Source organism: Pseudomonas sp. MWU13-2105 (assembly GCF_023242315.1).
In the GTDB taxonomy this organism is placed as follows: Bacteria; Pseudomonadota; Gammaproteobacteria; order Pseudomonadales; family Pseudomonadaceae; genus Aquipseudomonas.
On sequence record NZ_JALLIY010000023.1, the window covers coordinates 1 to 18,432 of the forward strand.

An 18,432-nucleotide genomic window follows, 5' to 3' on the forward strand; every position below is an offset into this window, starting at 1 on the left:
CATAACCACATAAGCGAGGTTAACTGACACCAGCCATTGGAGCATTCGCACCATCATTCAGGCGACCGGTATTTCTCCTGTCAATGTAATGCGCATATGGCATGCTTTCGAACTCAAGGCTCACCTTGAAAACACCTTCAAGCTTTCGACCGATCCAGCATTCGTCGACAAGCTTCAGGATATCGTCGGGCTCTATCTCAACCCGCCTGAGAAGGTTCTGGTGCTATGCACCTCAAGAGCGATTTACGGGCATATTCGGTTCAGAGGAGCCCGTGTATCGCCATGCCTGAGGTATGGTAGGGATGAGCAAAAATGCCTTTATCAGGTTGGTTTTGCATCGGCTGCAGTATTTTTGTGAGCATGTCGGTTGGCAGATGCTTTTCCAGCAAGGATTCCAAGTCGCTTTTACGCATACGATGTAATCGTGCGATAGCACTGGCTAGTGCAGATGATGGGGCCAGGCCGGAGTGCAGCGCTTCACCCACCGAAATCGAGAGGGCGAAGCTTACGATGTCAAAGACCTTCCAGGAACCTGCTAGCGCAACTGCATGTCCGTTGAGCAGGAACAGGTTTGGGATAGCAACTGAATCGTTTGTGATAATTTCCCCTATTCCATTTTTCGTGGATCGCGAGCCTGAGTAGCAGGTATTGAGGAGCGCGATTTTCAAGCGAAGATCGGGTGCAGCTGCCTGCATAGAGGACACCTTGATGAGGTGTGGCTCGCCAGGGTTTCCAAGGTGCGCGAAGTAGGCGTCCTGAAAAAATTTCAATGAATGCCCATGGGTCGACACAACCAAAGCGTCGTATGGTCGCAAGACATCCAGCAGACTTCCTTCTCCGTTGGTGTGTAGAGTGGCGGGGGATCGCAAGCCCGCGGCCCTGGAGAAGGCAGCTGCTTCATAAGGTGCGAGGTGCAAGTCGCCTTCAGGGTCGATGATCGCTACCGGAGCCACAACTGGCTCGACGGGGCCGGCGCCTTGTAGAACCGGTGTCGGCACCATACGAAATTCAAACGTCCCCTTTTCCATCTTGGTCGCTAGTTCGGCATTACGTAGCACTAACGCCATCAGAGGCAGTTCGCAGTGTCGATCCTCCAGGAATCGCACTGTTTTGCACCCACTTGCGCTGACTTGCTGGAACACCGGATCAAGCAAAGGAGCCAAGCAGTTGATGGCCTCCAGGAGCGAGCGTTGGAAGCCCGCGCGGTCAAGGAATTGCTGGGCGTGATCCACTTGCGCCTTGCTCCAATTGGTCACCACGTCCAGAGGAATTTGAACCCGCCGGTATTGCCCCTCGAGGAAGTACCATAGGAGGACTTCTTCCTTGGAGGAAGTCATCAGCATCACACAATGGTGTTCCTGAAGGCGCTGAAGGCAATGAACAACCTGATGCTCGGAGGTGGCCAGGTCGAGCGGTCGCTTGCCTTTGGCATAGATAAGTGCGGCTACATTCGATAGTTCATCCCAGGCTTGCGCAGCATTCTCCTCATTCCAGGCGTCGTCTTTCTGCTCATGCCCTCCGAAAAGGTGAGGCGCTCCAATTTCCCGGATACGCATGAGGGTGTCGTCGATCTTTTTGAGTACAGCAGGATCGACTGAGGCGTCGGCACGTGTGCGATCAGCCCACATGAGGATCGTAAGCCAATCACCCATGGCGTTTCCTTTGAGCGAAATCAACGGGGCTAAAACGTCATGGGTAAAGCCTGACGCGGGCAGGGAGGCGAGCAACTCTTCAATTCGCCAGAAATATCGGGCTCTCAGGCCCCGGCGGTGGTGAAGGCGGAGAACATCCTTGAGGACACTGTCGAGGCACGTCACAACTTCTTTGAGTCGGCTAATTAACAGAGGTGTATCACCGAGGAGTTGGACAATCTTTGCATCGCTCAGCGCCATTTCAAGCAGGCCTTCAGGATCCTTAAAATCCTGGTTTGCATGCTCGATAGCAATCTCCATCATTGACGCTGCTTGAGCAATGAGGCCGCAGCGACGTAGACAAATTGCGTAATTGGTGCGTACCTGGGGAAGAACATCTGTCGGCAAGCTCGAATCGCCCAACGCTAGCTCGTAACATCTGATGGCGTTTTCGGGATCATTCAAGTTCATGTAAGCCACTCCAAGGTTCGCCATGACCACGGCTGGAACTGGCTCCCTGGATTGGGTCAGGATGTCGATAGCTAGGTTGGCAGCATCGACCCCTTGCTGATATTCCTCGGCCTCGCAGTGAACAGCCAGCATGGTGAGATGACATTTGGCAACCAAACTACTGCATTGCATCTGCTCTGAAATGGATTTTGCACTGGTTACACACCTAGTAGCTGCCTGCGGAGCTCCGTGCCTGGAATACAGATTAGCCGCTTGGAGATACAGATCGACAATACGCTCTGATTGCTCGTACCGGCTGAAAAACGCCGCTACAGAGCTCATGATCCGGGGACGCTGGTCGATGCTGACGCCGAAGGTATCAATGTCCCCCAAGATATCGTCTGCCAGTTCTAGGATGGTGTCTTCGCTACGCTCATGATCCATTTGCGCGATCGACTCAAGGACAGTAAGGGCCGTACCAACATCTTTACGAATCAACTCTGTTCGAGCGTAAAGCTCCATATAAAGGATGGCTTCATCGGGCCTCTCCTGTGCGAGGTAGACATCTATAGCAGCCTTCGCTAGGGACACTACCTCTGACGGATAGTCAACGCAGCTGCGCATGAGGGCGTTGTAAACCTCGATGATGTAGATGCCATTGCAATCGAAGTAATCCTCATCTACAAGCCTCGCGAACTCCGTTGGTGGTAGTGAGAAGAGTTGACTCAGGTCCATGTCGCTAGTCTCTCCAGGAGCTGAAGCTGAGCGGGCGTGGAGGTTACTCCGGCTTGCAGGGCAATATTACGAGGGGTTAGAGCACGCATATTCCACATAGGGCAGCGCTAGTCTACGCAGTCCACATTTTTCCAACGCTCGGCAGGACATAAAATTTTTACGATCGCCGCCCCACCGTTCACCCCAACCTTTTTGAGTTATGCAGTGGTCTGAATCACATATTTTGTATGTCATCTGGCCCCAAATAGACTATGTCGACCATGTTGCCGTTTCGTGCCATCTTCGCACGCACCAGTCCGGCTCGTGCGGGATTTAACGCAGCCTGAACCGTACCAAGCGGTGCGCCATCTGCTGCAAGAACGCGTGGTTGGCCGGCCCACTCGTAAATCTGAACAGGAGTTTCTGGAGGCGGGGGCGCGCCGAGCCATTCAACAGGTGCCTGATATTGTCGGTTAGCCCAAGTTTGCTGATCTCGGGGAGAGAAGCATTTCAAAAACTCTGCCCACATTGATTTTGTCTCTGCAGTGGGCCAATCGGGTGAGGCGCTCCAGATGGCGATAGCTTCTGAGTTGAGCCATTGCCGAAGTGCCAGGCCAGTCTGGAACGTTGCGCCCGTATCGTTGACTACTTTGATAGCTGCTAGTCGCGAATTGAAGCCCGCCTGGATGAGAATTGAAACCGAACGGTTCAGCGTCCCGGTTTCAACCGCGGCTGCGGCCAATCCGAGCTCATACTCATCGAGTAATAACCCGTCGACGGTGTCGCCATTCGCCGCCGCACGGACACGAATGGCCTCCATTGCCCAAGGAAGGCGAAAGACGAGCCCGCTCTCAAGGAACTGCAGTGTCTCCGATTCCTGCCCTACGGCAATTGGGGCAATAGGCTGTCCCAACAGCCATGCGCGTAAAATATCTCGCCAATTGAGTGGTATGGGGTCGGGTGTAAATGGGTAGAACGTGAAAGCGCGCTCGGCAATGCCGGTTATTGCTGCAATCGCAACTTCTGCGTTAGTTGTAAGGATGCCTCCGTTCGCTTGTATAAGAAGCGGGTTGACGTCCATGGCGATGGCATCAAGTGAATGTCCGGTTTGCAATCCCACTCCCGCCAGGAAATAGCCTCGACGTTGCTCCGCCGTCGACTGGTTCCAAATGAGCCGGGTACGTGAAACGAGGCCGGCCTTGAGTGCCTGCTGTGCATTTTCGTGTTGCCGCAGCAGGCGACGTTGCCAGAGAGAGGACTGAAGAATGGAATCCAGTGCAGTTTCAATATTTGCGTCTGGGATGTCATTCTCGCCAATCAAACTGAGGATAGCAGTGTCGAGTGTTGCGACGTGACGTTCCCAGTCGGCTATGGCACGCTCGCGATCCTCCAGCTTCTCATTCGCGACTTCGGGGAAGGACCAAGCTGCAGCGTTGTTAACGACATATTCGGTAAGTTGATTAAGGTCCCCTCCGATGCGGGCATGCATACGGCTAAGCAGCGTGACGACGAGCCGCACTAGGCCGCTCTCCATATTACGCGCTCCAAGATCGTTGATTAGAGCCTCCCAATTACGCCGCTTTTTCATGACGTCTTCGAACATAGGGAAGAGCACTATGCCTTCGATGTCGACATACGCTCGACCCGCTCGTCCAATTACATTCTTGAACTCTGAAATCTCGATCCTTTCACCGGCGCGATGGAGAGAATTCATGATGACGGCTGTAGCTGACAGGTTGAGTCCTTGGGCTAATGTTGGCGACGAAATCGTTACTTTCACTACGTTGTCGCGTAGTAGCCGTTCTACCTCTTTGCGATAAGGGGTCGGCAAGGCGCCATGGTGCAAAGCAACGCCGAGACGAAGGCATGCGAGGATAGGACTGTTCGGTCCAAGCCATTCCTCCCCTAGTGCGATAGCGGTGCTGAGGACTAAGGGGTCAGCCTCAAGCAATGTTCGGATCGCCCCACGTTCATGGAGATCGACGATGGCATCTGCGTAAGGCTCAACGCTGCGACGCTCAGGGCAAAAGATAAGAACAGTCTGTCCATCGTCGACCAACCGCCAAGCTGTGGCGATACAAAGCTCTCGCTGATCGCAAGGAAACAACTTGGTACGTCTACGCTTGGGTGGCGCCCAATTTGGTGGTGCTGCTCCCGTCAGGAACCTCTGTATCCAGGGGCGTTCATCGCCGACTCGTAAATTCAGGCGCGCGGTAGGTGATGACCATACTACCTCGCCGAACCGCAGTCTTGTCGGGCGCCAGTCGTGCCTAACGAGGCCGCCCGGCTGGTCTCGTCGTAGCCATCCGGCGAAATCATCTAATTGCTCGCCATCTGGCAGAATTGCAGATAAGCAAACAATTCGCCGCTGGTGCGCATCCGGGCGACGAAGCAACCGCTGGATCTGTACCTCATAACGGACTTCACGCTCGTTGAGGCCAATCATATGGCCTTCATCAAAAACGATCAGGCCTACATTATCGAGAAGTGACGGATCGTTGCGAAGTGCGAAATCGAGTTTCTCGGGGGTCGCAACGACAATGTCACGCTCTCGAATCGCATCCTCATCAAACCCACTGACCCCGATGCTGCCGTATAGCGCAGAAATTGTCATACCGAGCGGAACAAACGTCTTCTGCAGAGTCGCTTCTGTCTGGGCTGATAGCGCGCGCAGTGGCGTAATGAAAGCCACGCGCTTGCCGCTGGCCAGGCAGCGCAAAATGCACAGTTCGGCGATACGAGTCTTACCGGCGCTGGTGGGAAGTGATACGACAAGGTCATCAGTTTGGTCTGCCGCACGAGCAGCGGCCTCGATTTGAGATGGCCACAAATCGATTTCTGCCTTCGGACGCTGATGTAAGAGCGCGATAAACAACTCTCGAAGCCGTGGCCATTCTGCCGCTTCACCACCAGCGGAAAGAAGGGGTACCCTCTCGTGGAAGGTACTCGACCAGAGGTCGTTCAAGAGGTGGATTGTTACACGGTGGACCCACCACTGAGGCAGTAGGTTGAATTCGCTACAAATGCCTAGGTTAATACGAAGTCGTTCTAGTGCTTGGTCGAGCAACGCTCGCTCGCCGCGCTCTGAGGCGAGGAGAAATAAGGACATGGCTGCCATGAATGAATCGGTCAGCGCTGTGTCGAGCCCGTCGAGCAGGAAGTCGTGACCATCCTCTACAAAGGCTTCTGCAACCTCTGCTTGATTCAAGTCAGCCTGAATCTGAGCAGTGATATTGGCATCACTGCCTTGTCCAGATGCTCGATAACCGAGCACGCTAGAGCTAAGGGTATCGAGGTCTCGCCGCATCAACAGGGCGAGCATCCGTTCTGTGGGCGCGAAATTGTGGTCGGCTTGGACGATTGCGAGAAGTGAATAAGCGCGTGCTGAAAGATGCGCCAGATGATAGCTCGCAGCTGCCATGATGAAGTGGAAATCGCGGTCAACCTCTTGCTGGCTTCCCTTGGCAATAACAGCTTCAAGAGCGGTGGCAGCCTGCTCAAAGGCAACACGCGCCTGGGCAGGTTCGCCGCCAAGCTCGCGCAGACGAAGGCCAAGCCCGAGAAGCGTATAACCGTAGGAGTTCAAGTCATAGCTAAGTTGCGATGCGAAGGCCGGAGCGTCCGGCGGGAGTATGCCATCCCGCCATATGACTGCGCGCGCTTGGCCTCGTGCGATAAGACGTCCCCGGAAGCCGGCGGTCGCTGCTTCCGCGATATCGGCTGCAATTGCCTCAGGCGTTGTTGGCATTAGCGATCACTCCGTCGTAAACCGCACCGATGAAGGCAGCATGACCTTCTACGTGCAACCCAACCCCCCACTGATTGATCGGCCCTGGATACCCGTGGAGAGCGGCAACAAGCATGTTGCCTGGCGCATTACCAGAGAACGTAAAAAGCAGATGCCGGACGTTCTGTATCGGTATGCCATGCTTGAGCAGTGCTTCATCGATTGCGTCGGCGAGAGGTAAGTCGTTCAGCTCAAAGAGACGTTCCGAGATAAAGGACAGCGCATGGGGAGACGGCTTCCCGCCATCCTTATCTAACCCGGCTCTGGCTTCTGTGAGGGTTCTAGCGGTGAGAGTTGCGCGGCTCTTTGCTTCGACTTTTAAGAAACATAACTGCTGGGTTTGGGGGTTTAGAAAGATACCGATAACGTCATCGCCACGCATTGCCATATTGCGATGGTCTTTCCAGCGGAGACGTTTGATGGGAGCGCGATATACGCTGAACTCAGCGATCCACTCTGTTGCATAGATCTCGCCTAGGTCACCGGATCGGATCGATTTAGTCGTTGGGAGCTTTCCTTGTATCAACGCTGCAGCAGCAGGCTTGCCGAGACGGGCGAGTGCACGTGCCACATGTTCTTCTGATGCATAGTGCTCGGGCACGATGGCCGTCGTCGCATTGATTCCTACCGGAAGGTTGGCCGGAAATGCAGTTAATACACTACGGAAGTGATCACCCACATGCTCATCAACCGACTGGCACCAATCGTTGAATTGCGCCACGTTCTTCCTCCCTGTTAGCGTGGAAATAGATCGCGGACGCGAACGAATGGTGAGCCGGACTCCGCAGCACGGCGAACCTTGCGCGCGAGGATCTGAGTAAGTGAGATCTCACGATCCAACATATCGTAAAGATCTAGGCCGTCCATGCAGATCACCCGCTTCCCCCGTCCGAAGGCGGTAAGACCGTCCTCTGTAAAACCGCTATTGCTGACGAAAAGACCACGTGTCCACGCTGCTTTTTGCTCGATCTTGCCATGGAAAGTATGTAGCTCCGCGACCCCGATGGGCTGGCCGTGCCATTTGGCTTCGAGCAAGTAGATGTCACTTTCAAGTTGGAAGCTACCATCGATCTGCTCGCCTCGTAGCCGAAAAGGTTCGTGGGCGGCAAGGCCGAACGCGTCGAATAATTTCTTGAGAAAGGCCTCGAAAGCATAACCGCGCGCCTGTGCACTGAGCGATGTGACTTGCAGGAGCTCTGCCTTGATCTTTGCGAACGTTAGCCTATTAACCACGCTGGCATTTGAGTTTTCCGCTGTCGGCGGTGGAGGGGAAAAGCTCGAAAGCCGAAGGATGAGCGCTTGATAGCGGGACTCTGAATTGATGACAGGATCTTGATCGCCAGTGCGAGCTAGGTACTCAGCACGGTATTCCCAAAGTGCTGTAAGGGCGCGAACCGCGGTGACGTCATTGCACATTTGCAAGAAGTAACGCAGGCGCTTTCCCTTCGATCTGCCATTCACCGTGAATTTGGGATCGTCGATGTCGATCTCCAATTCAACGGCGAAAAAGCTCGAGAAGCTGGAATCGGAGAAATCCAGCACGTAGCCTGGACCGCGGACGAAGTCGACGAGGTCATCTATAAGGCGTAAGTCGATGGGGCGTATTGAGCTAATGATAGGTTCCTTCCGATGGATCGCATTCAGCTGTCAACTGATCTTCTCCTAACATTCCAGAACAATGCAACTGGGGGCGCCTAAGCTCTTGCTCAGCTATGTTGACGATTTGCCGGTGCCGCTCAATCCGTAAATGATGTTGATCTTCCCATCCTCAAAGGAATTCACTGGCTTTCTAGAGGCGCGAACTCGCGTCATAGGGGGCCTCTCGTTAAGTTGCACCGGTCGCTTCGACGATGGACCAAAGCGCGTCAGACTTGGCCAGGCATGACTGGAGGCCGTCGGACCATACGGCACTCTTCCCGCGTGGATCCATCGTCCAACCGTCCTTCGCTCTGACGTCTTGCTCTCGAACCTGAGTCAGGTCCACATGAAGTTGATGGAAGAGTTCAATGTCGCGATCCTCGAGATCAAAGCCCTTGATCGCGCCAACGAAGTCGTCAGGCATTTCGTCTGCATTTTCGCCTGGGGTAGCCATTTGGCGATGCCAATATCCGATGTAGAGCAATGGCAGCTCCGGGCGCTGTGAGCGTGCGGCGTTGATCCAGGTGTTCAGGTGGCCGTCCGCCAATCCACTGCCGATCACTATGATCAAGTCCGCCTCCACAACCTCGCGGCTCAGGCCCGCGTAGTAGAAGGCAAATGGCAACTGTTGCAGACGGCTAAGTTTATCCAGGCCGGTCAGAATTGCTCCGCGTTGGAATGTTGTGCCATCCATTCGGCTGACGCCGGAGTTTGAAGCACTAATGCACTTCATGGCTTCACTCCGCTCGGGATACCAGACGATGTCCCCAATTGGGCCAGATGGGAAGTCCAAGCATTCGGCCATATGGATCGATCCATGCAGGTGAAAAATGCCTGGAACATCCCAGTTGGCCCAGTAGTCAGGCGCACTGAAGCGCAGGAAGCTGCCACGGTCGTCAGTAAAACCGTTGAAGTAGCTATCGCCGGTTGCCTGCTGCACGAAGTCGTCGTAGTTGGTCGTGTAGATCCGAGGAACGAAACGATCTTCTAATTGATGGAAGAAGTTCTTCATAGAGTCCAGTGGCTTCTTCGGTGCGTCGCAGAACTTCGAAGTTTCCCGGTAGATGGACTCGAGCATGCATCGGCTGGCGGCACGAAGCGCATTCCGAGATTGTTTCATGACAGGTGTCAGGAACGGCAACATGACAGGGCTGAATTTGGGTACAGCTCCAGGCGTACGGTGGAAGGCATCGAGCTCGTGCAGGACATGGTAGACCCGCTCGAAGTGGGCCTCAGCGGCATCACCGTGATAGTACTCAATCAGCGCCTTCTTAACGTCCTCATAGGCTTGAGAGCCGCCGGTACGCTGGCACCACTCGTCGCCGGCAACATCCGCGTCGATGACTTTTCCAAACCCCACTGTAGTCGGAATGCCAAGCTCAACGGATGCTCCTGCTCCCATGATGACCACGGCGCGCTTCTTCGCTTTCCCTGACATTCCCAATTCTTCCTACTACATAGGGGGGGCGACATTGTCCCCGGTCGCCGCGAGCCGCCCTGCATGCTAAGGCACTCCTCGGGCAAGAGTCTGCAACTCTATCCCACAGAGCAGCGGCATACCAAAAAAGATGAAGACCAGTGCTGCTGCCAAGAGATACCGCGTGCTTGGCGTGAAAGGAATGTTTGGTGGGGGGGGCGGTTCGATGCGGCGCTCGGTACGGAGCTCCGCTTGCTCGCTCATAAAGGCAAAAATGACCAGATCAACAGCCTGCCAAACTATGCCTAAAGACTCTCAGGCAAGCCAAAAAACATTTTGACTTGGCTCTAGCATGATGGTTTCAGGCTAAAAATATTTGGTCTTGCCCCCAGTGTTGCCCCCAATCGCCGCCGGTAGGTTCCTGGTGTAGATGTCTCTTGTAGGTAGCTCTTGTTGGTGCCCAGATCGGTAGCTAGGGTGCGGTTCTGCGGTTCATGATGCATTCCTGAAGCAGGGACTTTTAGCTCACTGGATCATCGGTTCGTGTGACCAGACCACCAGGATTGCAGAGTCGATTTACGCGTTTATTGGGAGGATAGTGATCAAATATCCGAACAATTCACGTCCCGCCATGATCCGCAACCTGGGCGACATCTTAGAAGGGCTCGCTATTTCAGGTAGCATGGTGGAAGCCTCTGCGGGCCCGGCCGGGCCTGCCCATGAACTGTTTAGGACTTACATATGAACAGGCATTCGGACGCCTTCATTCAGCTCGATCGTACATTCTCCAAAATCCTGCTCGCTTCTGATGCTACCGATGACACCGACCTAGGCGGCCTCCATGGTGGACAAGGGGAACTCTCCTGGCTTGACCTCCTGGGTCACAATCGAGTGGTTCTGTTGTCCGAGGCGGGTTCAGGAAAAACTGCTGAAATCCGTAATGTCGCTTTAGAGCTTCGCAGCCAGGGCAAATCCGCATTCTTTCTTCGCATCGAGAACGTAACCGCGGACGTTGAAGACGCCTTTGAGGTGGGCACGCATGAAGAGTTCGAGGCCTGGATCGATTCAGGCTCTGAGGGCTGGCTGCTCATGGATTCTGTCGACGAGGCTCGGCTGAATGATCCAAAAGATTTTGAACGGGCAGTTAAAAAGCTTGCCCGCCTGACCCGCAACATTGCATCCCATATGCACGTACTCATCACCGGACGAAGTACAGCATGGCGCGCAAGGACAGATCTTGCGCTTTGCGAGACGGCCTTTGCATTTGAACCTGCAGCTCGGCAAACATTTGTCACAACGGATGACGGCTCTGGAAATGTTGTTCAGACGGTACCAAGCCAATCACAACCGGATACGGCGTTCCTCCTGGTGACGTTGGATGACATCCATGGTGAGCAGGTTGATCGCTTCCTAACGGCCACTGGCGTTCAAGACATCAAAGCATTTCGTGCAGCAGTGGATCGCAAAGAAGCATGGTCGCTCACCACACGCCCTCTGGACTTCCTGGAACTCGTCGACTTCTGGCTTGAGCACAACCGAATAGGCTCCCGCTTGGAACTGATGCAGAGCAGCATTAACCGCCGCTTCGAAGAACGAGACCAAGATAGGGCGGAACAAAAGCCCATCGCCCCGGATAGACTCAGGGAGGGTGTTCGCCTGATCGCAGCGGCCACCACACTGGGGCAAACTTCTGCAATTCGCGTCCCGGATGGAGACGGCAATAAATCTGGAATTCCGATTCGCGACGTCCTTAAGGATTGGAACGACACAGAATCAGCAGCATTGCTGAGCCGGCCAATTTTTGAGCCTGGTATCTACGGGACAGTGCGTTTTCACCATCGAACTGTCCGCGAATATCTAACAGCCGAATGGCTCCACACGCTCATTCTTGGTGCGGCGTCACGAGTTAAGATCGAGAACCTATTCTTCCGGACGCAATACGGGCTGGAGGTGATCAATCCATCCATGCGCCCAGTGCTGCCGTGGTTGGCGCTGTTAGATGAGCGCATATGTGCTCGGCTAGAGGAAGTTGCTCCAGAGGTGTTTTTTGAGGGAGGCGATCCAGGACAACTCCCTCTGAGCACTCGTCGTAGAGTGCTGCGCAAAGCGTGCGAGCACTTGGCGCAGCCGGCTCACAGCTGGACGATGACTGACTATTCGGCCGTACAGCGATTCGCGCACCACGATCTCACTGAAGACATCAAAGAACTTCTGGCGCAATACGGTACCTACGATGACATCGCCTGGTTCCTTCTAAGAATGGTCTGGCAGGGCGAGGTGATTGGCGCGCTCGAAGAGACGAAGCGATTTGCCCTCAATTCCCCGCACAAACACACCCGCATAGCTGCAATCCGAGCAGTGATCGATCTTGGGACGCCGCAAGATCTCGCAGACATCCGCATAGGCCTGTTGACGGGTGACTCGAAGGTGAACCGGGACTGGTTAGCTGAGCTTGTGGATGGACTGCCGCTCGACAACCAGTGGCTTCCCTGGCTGGTGGAGGCGCTAGAGCGATCCGCGGACAAGGAACGTTTTAGCGGTAGGGACGACTTGGCGACCAAGCTTTCATCATTGGCAGCAGAATCGCCGCTGGAAAGTCTTCCCAACTTCATTCGCGGAATCAGTGCGCTGCTGAACAAACCACCCACTGAGACCCAGGGTTTCAGCACTATTTCTCAGCGATACAGCTGGCTTGTCGAGATTGCCGGCGTAGGCGTGCTTCGTTTGCTCCAGGCACGCGATCCGTCAGCGCTCGACGAGTCAGTTCTCGCGATCCTGAGTATCCTTGCCCAGATGCATAGCCACGAAGAGCGGGCCGCTCGTGAGCTTGGCGAAGCACTCAGGGAAATCGTGACTACGTGGCCTCAACTCGACTACCAGCTTTTCTGGTACGACGTTGCCTTGGCTCGGAAAGGACAAGTACATCGCGAGCCTGTAGTTAATGTTTGGCAATTACTCGGTTTCCAGCCATTTTGGTCGCTGAATAGGGAAAACTTCGACGTCGCCTGTGATCAGATCGTTAGCCTGACTGAAAATGACGACCGCCTGATGGCGCTCAGCATGGCATTCAATATCTACTCGCAACATGGAACCCCACCCTCGTGGAAGGTCAAACTCCAACAGGTGACCGAGACCCACGTCGACCTCCGCGAGAAGCTTGAGCTGCTGCTGCATCCACCTGAACGGCCCGTGGAGGAGTGGGAAACCCAACAGGCTCGGTGGAAGCAAGAAGCGGCCAAACGCAAAGCTGAAGAAGAGGGAAATCGACAGGCGTGGAGAGAAGGGCTCGCGGCCAATGTGGGGTTGATTAACAGCTCTAATCCAGGCGTCATGAACCGTAATCAGGCCTATCTGATGGAACGGATGCGTGAAGACTCCTCGTCATTGAACACTCGAAGTACCGGGCATTGGCAATCACTCATCGCGGAATTCGGCACGTCGGTGGCACAGGCATTCCGAGACGGTGCCGTCAGATTTTGGCGGGAATATCGTCCGAAGTTGCCCTCCGAAGGGGCTGCGCCGAATTCAACGCCATATCAGGTGATATTTGGACTGATTGGTCTGGCTATCGAGGCTGAAGAACAGCTATCTACGTTCTCACAGATGTCCACTGAGGACGCAAAACTCGCTATCCGTTACGCCCTGCGCGAGCTGAATGGCTTTCCAGATTGGCTTGGGGAGCTGGCTAGGATTCACCCACTGCAGATCCAAGAAATTGTGTTGCGCGAGATCGAATATGAGTTAGACGCAGAGTATTCGGACTCTTACAACAACGAGGCGATTCGCAAAGTGCGCTCATCTGGTGACTGGATGTGGGAGGTCTTAGCTGTCCCACTCCTAGCCCGGCTAGGACACCCCATCAAAACCCTCGAGGCGCTGCAGCGAGTGTTGGGCATCGTACAGAACTCGTCAGTTGATGATGAAACCTTGGCGGATCTTGCTTCCAAGCGAGCAGTGGAAGAAGTCGACCTGGAAATGGCGCCGAGCTGGTACGCCGTGTGGATCGGCACGAATCCTGGGATTGCTATCCTAGCGCTGGCTGCCCGAATCGACTCGCTGCCATCAGACGCAGAAAAGGCGAAGTTCGCAATGCTTTGCTTGACGGCCATCGTGGGGAGCCACACTAACAGCCGCTGCCGCCAGAACTACAAAACGGTAGAGCATGCCAAGACTCTGTACCTGCTGACCCATACTCATGTACGGATCGAGGATGACATTGACCGGACGGGGGGAGGTGTCTACTCGCCAGGCCTGAGAGACGACGCCCAAGACGCTCGTGATGGACTTCTGGCATTCATTCGCGAGACGCCGGGGAAGGAAGCATTTCTTGCCTTGGAGGAAATCGCCCACGCACATCCCGCGGAACGGCTGCGGCCATGGAGCGCTTATTACGCGCAGCAGAAAGCTACGGCTGATTCGCAGACGCCACCCTGGGAACCCGCAAAGGTCATCGAATTCCATAACTCATTGGAAAGCACGCCGTCCACCCATCGAGAACTCTGGAACTTGGCCATCGATCGGCTGCTGGATTTGAAGCATGATCTCGAAGATGGCGACTCGAGCTACGCGGAGCTTTTGTTACTGACCAATCAGGAAACCTCCGTCCGGAAGTTCATTGGTAACTGGTTGAGAGATCGCGCGGCCGGGCGGTACGTCATTCCGCAGGAAGAGCAGCTGGCTGACGACAAGCGCCCTGATTACCGATTCGAGAACAGCCAGGTGTACGCGCCAGTACCCGTGGAGCTGAAGCTGTCGCAAAACTGGAGTGGGCCTGCACACTTCGAACGGCTCGAGAATCAGCTCTGCAGAGACTATCTGCGCGATGTCAGCTCAAGCTGCGGCATCTTTTTGATTGTCGATCATGGCGGCCAGGCTACCTGGGAGACCCCGAACGAGGGGCCGGTAAGGTTTGAAGGCCTCGTCACGGCACTGCAGGAGCACTGGCTGACCATTGCCTGGAGGTTTCCCAGCGTTGAGGACATCCAGGTCATCGGAATTGATCTTACTAAGCGAGGGGGGCGGGCAGCGTTGAAAGCCATAGAGGCCAACCGAGCTCAAGTGGAGGCGACCCGAGGGGGCAGTGGGATGAAGCCTTGAGTTAAGCGGGGCTCTGGTCACTGAGAAATAAGTGCCACGACCAAGACGCAATGTTTTATAGGTCTGATTGAGTGACGATGGCAAGACTCCAATCGTCACCAGCTCACTGAGCATGATAAGATCGCTCGGGCGCAACCCTTTTTGAGCCCACCTTGTTTCAGGGTAACCGTCCGGCCATCCCGCGTTACTGAATCGAGCCGTAGTTATCGCAGCAGGACTGATGGCCCGGGAGCGTAAGCTTTGACCACCAAGGTGGTCGTGAACAAGTGAATGAGTGGCAGGGCGCCAAGCCAGCGCCCGATGCTTTTGTCCAGTTTGAGTTGAGGCGCCTACCACTTGGTACCGCGCCGCAACTCATGACCGACGCACATGAGTCGAAGGACGACGGAGCATCCACCGTCTTTTCAGAGCAGGTCTACATGTCAACCTGCGGGCGATACTAGACCGCAGTTGACTCTGAAAATCCAGGGGCAAGCAGTGCGTTATCCACGCCTACAAGCACCTCATGATTCCTGAGCCACAGTCGGTACTCTGGGCCTCTGAGGCTGTGATCAGGTGAGCAGTCAACACTCCACTGGCGCAGGGTGTAGCCGGCAGTCAGCGCTTGAACAGTCATCCTCAGCACGCCCTCCTGCATCTCGTAGTCCAAGTGAGTTACTTCAGGCCGAGGTTGGTCAGGATGATGCACCATTTCCAGCGTCACCTGATGGTTCCATTGGTTATCGGATTCCCGCGTTTCATAGTCCAGTGGCACGTCGTTATCGAGAATCCGCGGCTCGATGATCCGGGTGACAACAAAGTCTCGGAACTCTTGCGTTTTTCGATCAAAGCCACGTACATGCCATCGCAGCCCGTTGTCTACCAGCACATGCGGCACAATTACGCGCTCGCTTGCACCGCTTAAAGACTCGTAGCGGATGAGTAGGGGCTGCCGTTGAAAGATGGCCCGCGTCACTACGCCCAGCGTTTCAAGGCTTGGATTACCCAGGCGTGCGGGCTGCAGAGCAGGCACCCCTGCGGCCCACACACCAGGAAAACCGTCCGCAAACCCCTGAGACAGCCAAGTCATTACCCGTTGCGAGCTGAAGCTGTACATGGGCTTGAAGCTCGGGGTTATGAAAAAGGTCTTGGCTCTGACGTCGTAGCTCAAGTTGCCTGGATTCAAGCTGGTATACAGGGCCAGATCCCGGGTCGCTGACGCAGCCTTTATCTGGAAACGCCTCACCAGCATCTGCCGTCGCACTTCCCCTAGAAACCACAGGTTCAGCTCGATGTAGGCAAGGCGCTCCTGCTGCGCCTGCGAGTGATCTGCAATGTCTTTGGTCATCAAATCGTCTACGTTCTATTTTCTGGTTGCGATGCTTAGAGGCATAAAGCTAGTATCCGTCACACCACCTCATAATGATTCGGTTCTGGCTTGGCCGGTGCCAACGGCTCGACAAGGAATTCGTGGGCTGAATATGAACGACCTTTCTAACATGGCAGAGCCTCCTAACACGAGGAATGGTGACCTGGTCGATCTGACAGCCCACCAACGCAACTTGCTGCTCTTGCGCCCGATTTTGCGCCTTGACATCAATAAGTCGATGCACCGCGGTGACGATGATTCCAAGGTGTTGGAGGGGCTGGATACCAATTACCTCTGCCTTGCCTCGCTTTTCTACATGATGGAAGGTGCTGCAATTAATCAGGGGTACACCCTCACCGAGGTACGTGATCACTTGATGGTCACCGCCGGCAGTATGCGCGCCGAACTCAGCGAGCCCGCCAGATTGCGTGTGGCGGAAGTCGTGCTGGATACGTTGAGTAACGCCACCAATAAATACGCAGCACACCGTGAATCGTATTTTCACGCGCCCTCCGGTGAGACCAAAGAGTTCACCTTCAAGCTGGTTCGCTTGGAGCAGGATCATGAAGGTACCGTGCGCTTCACCCCGACCGAGCAGGGCTATGTAGTGCTCATGGGGATGCTAGATCTTGAAATTGAGGATTATCAGGTTCTCATCGAAAAGATGCTGGTTCACCTCATCGAAAACGGACGTTTTGAGCAAGCACTGGAGCTCGCGAATCGCGCACGTTTGCTGTCAATTGAGCACCGACAAATGATCCGAGAGATGATTCGCCAGGCCAATCGTTCACCGGGCACTGTAAATTGGCGCAAAGACATCAGCCCGCGGTTGAGTGAAGCACGCCATCACGTCTCAGAGCGCCAATCGGTCGATCATCACATGATGGAGTCGCTTGCCACCAAAATTCGCGGCATGGACAACCCGAACGCCATCGCCCCACTGGCCAAGCTCAACCTTCAACTGCAACGCGCCAACCTGCAGCGTTTGAACCTGCTGAATGACATTGGAGGGGCGGGTGATCGTTTTCTTCAGGGGCAGGCGTTGGGCTTTCGGGCTCGGCGCCGCTCTGGCTTGCCCGACATAGACCTTCAGCTGCTGCCAGCGCTCATGGAAAAGCCTCTGAGTGCAATCTCCAGCGTCACAGAAGACCTTTTACTCAGCTTCTACCCTGCAGTCCCCCCCAAGATTTTTGATTTGTCGACCTTATTGGATGCGCTTTTGGAGCGACGGGACGCTTACGTGTACGAGGGCGACGAAGAGGAAGTCGATGGGGAAATTGCAGAGTTTGTGCAGATCCCCAATCCCTTCTCGACTGAGGTTATTGCAACGGCCCTTGCATGGCTCGACGTGAAGATGCATTCCGGGCAGACCTGGCACCTTGGGCAACTGATCGAACTCGCTGAGCGTGAAGGCCTGTCGTTCGTGGAGCGTAAAGCTGTTGCCTACGAGCTCTATCGAGCCTACGCCGACAGCGAGTCACGCTACCCCCATCTTCATGCCCACGTGAGCGGTGAGTTCGAAACTTCCGTGGTATCAGGCGACGACCTGAAATATGTCATCAAGCAGGAGAGCAGTAATGAGCAGCAGTGATAGCCAGGATGCAGCCACGCTGCTCTACAAGGCAATGGCGGTCGCGGCCAATCCTGCAAACGACGCAGACTACCGGCATTTGGTGGCAAGGTTTCGCGGTGAACGCCTGTTCGCGGAGGTGGTCAACGGAGTCGCTGCCGGCATGGAGTTGGTCATTCTCGACGTGAGTGAGCGAGGGTTGGTGATTGCTCCTACGGGCAGAAACAGCCGCTTTTCACTGCGCCCGTCTGACTTGCGGCGATCCATGTCAGAGCAGGACAAGGTAGCCATGGTACTGATCCATCTCGCGATTGCTGCAGTGTTCTATCCCACTACAGACCACATAGAAGACGAGGGGCGAGCCCCATTTCCGAGCACCTTGGCCGAGATAAGAGACAAGGTTCTTGCCATCGCGAATTCCCTGCGTTCATCCGCTGAAGGCGATAGTTACGCCGCGGAACAGCTTCGCCCGGGCTGGAGCTTCCTTCTGGATCTTCCAGTGTTCATACCTGGTGCTGAGCGGGCGTCAATGAAGTCTGTGGATGGGATCGTGAGGGTTTGCCTGCTTCGGCTGCATGACTATGGGTTGGTCAGAAAGGAGGGCAATGAGGAAATGCGCGACAAGACCATCTTTACGCCCACACACCAGCTACGCGTGCAGTTGCGCGAATTGACCCTACCGAACCTCTTTAAAGCTGTCGCCGCAGCTGCCGCTCCCTCCAATCAAGGATGACCTATGCGCATTTCAAGGATCTACGTAGACCGGTTCGGATCCCCCAC

9 protein-coding genes and 1 pseudogene are annotated in these 18,432 nt (G+C 55.0%); 4 read left to right on the top strand and 6 right to left on the bottom strand.

Translation table 11 applies throughout. The annotated features are described in order from the left end of the window. Positions 1 to 25 precede the first annotated feature (25 nt). A pseudogene (locus M5B96_RS27915) lies at positions 26 to 229 on the top strand (IS630 family transposase); the annotation flags it as partial. Between the two features lie 31 nt (positions 230 to 260). Here the strand turns inward: M5B96_RS27915 and M5B96_RS27920 are convergent. The 5 genes from M5B96_RS27920 to M5B96_RS27940 form a co-directional block, all read right to left on the bottom strand. Then, entirely contained in the window at positions 261 to 2,816 is a 2,556-nt protein-coding gene (locus M5B96_RS27920) for a CHAT domain-containing protein (RefSeq protein WP_248800153.1), read from the bottom strand. 214 nt (positions 2,817 to 3,030) lie between these two features. After that, positions 3,031 to 6,381 (bottom strand): DEAD/DEAH box helicase, encoded by a 3,351-nt coding sequence (locus tag M5B96_RS27925; RefSeq protein WP_248800154.1) that lies wholly within the window; start codon positions 6,379 to 6,381, stop codon positions 3,031 to 3,033. Between the two features lie 145 nt (positions 6,382 to 6,526). Continuing rightward, positions 6,527 to 7,303: a Hachiman antiphage defense system protein HamA gene (locus M5B96_RS27930; RefSeq protein ID WP_248800155.1), complete on the bottom strand. Its 777-nt coding sequence runs from the start codon at positions 7,301 to 7,303 to the stop codon at positions 6,527 to 6,529. 14 nt (positions 7,304 to 7,317) lie between these two features. After that, entirely contained in the window at positions 7,318 to 8,124 is an 807-nt protein-coding gene (locus tag M5B96_RS27935) for a restriction endonuclease (protein ID WP_248800156.1), read from the bottom strand. 283 nt (positions 8,125 to 8,407) lie between these two features. Next, positions 8,408 to 9,658 (bottom strand): SIR2 family protein, encoded by a 1,251-nt coding sequence (locus M5B96_RS27940; RefSeq protein WP_248800157.1) that lies wholly within the window; start codon positions 9,656 to 9,658, stop codon positions 8,408 to 8,410. A 720-nt stretch (positions 9,659 to 10,378) separates the two neighbouring features. Between M5B96_RS27940 and M5B96_RS27945 the strand changes: the two genes are divergently transcribed. Beyond that, complete coding sequence (locus tag M5B96_RS27945) at positions 10,379 to 14,734, top strand: NACHT domain-containing protein (protein ID WP_248800158.1); 4,356 nt, start codon at positions 10,379 to 10,381, stop codon at positions 14,732 to 14,734. Positions 14,735 to 15,173: 439 nt separating this feature from the next. Here M5B96_RS27945 and M5B96_RS27950 read toward each other — a convergent pair whose 3' ends face one another. Further along, a complete protein-coding gene (locus M5B96_RS27950) occupies positions 15,174 to 16,064 on the bottom strand; it encodes a helix-turn-helix transcriptional regulator (protein ID WP_224794830.1) in 891 nt (296 codons plus the stop codon). 130 nt (positions 16,065 to 16,194) lie between these two features. On the opposite strand from M5B96_RS27950, the gene M5B96_RS27955 reads away from it, so the two are divergent. Together M5B96_RS27955 and M5B96_RS27960 are read left to right on the top strand one after the other, a co-directional pair. Beyond that, entirely contained in the window at positions 16,195 to 17,673 is a 1,479-nt protein-coding gene (locus tag M5B96_RS27955) for a hypothetical protein (protein ID WP_150652725.1), read from the top strand. Continuing rightward, positions 17,660 to 18,385 carry a hypothetical protein gene (locus M5B96_RS27960; protein ID WP_150652724.1) on the top strand — a complete coding sequence of 242 codons (726 nt, stop codon included), beginning with the start codon at positions 17,660 to 17,662 and terminating at the stop codon, positions 18,383 to 18,385. Before M5B96_RS27955 ends, M5B96_RS27960 begins: the two co-directional genes overlap by 14 nt. The last annotated feature ends 47 nt before the right edge of the window (positions 18,386 to 18,432 follow it).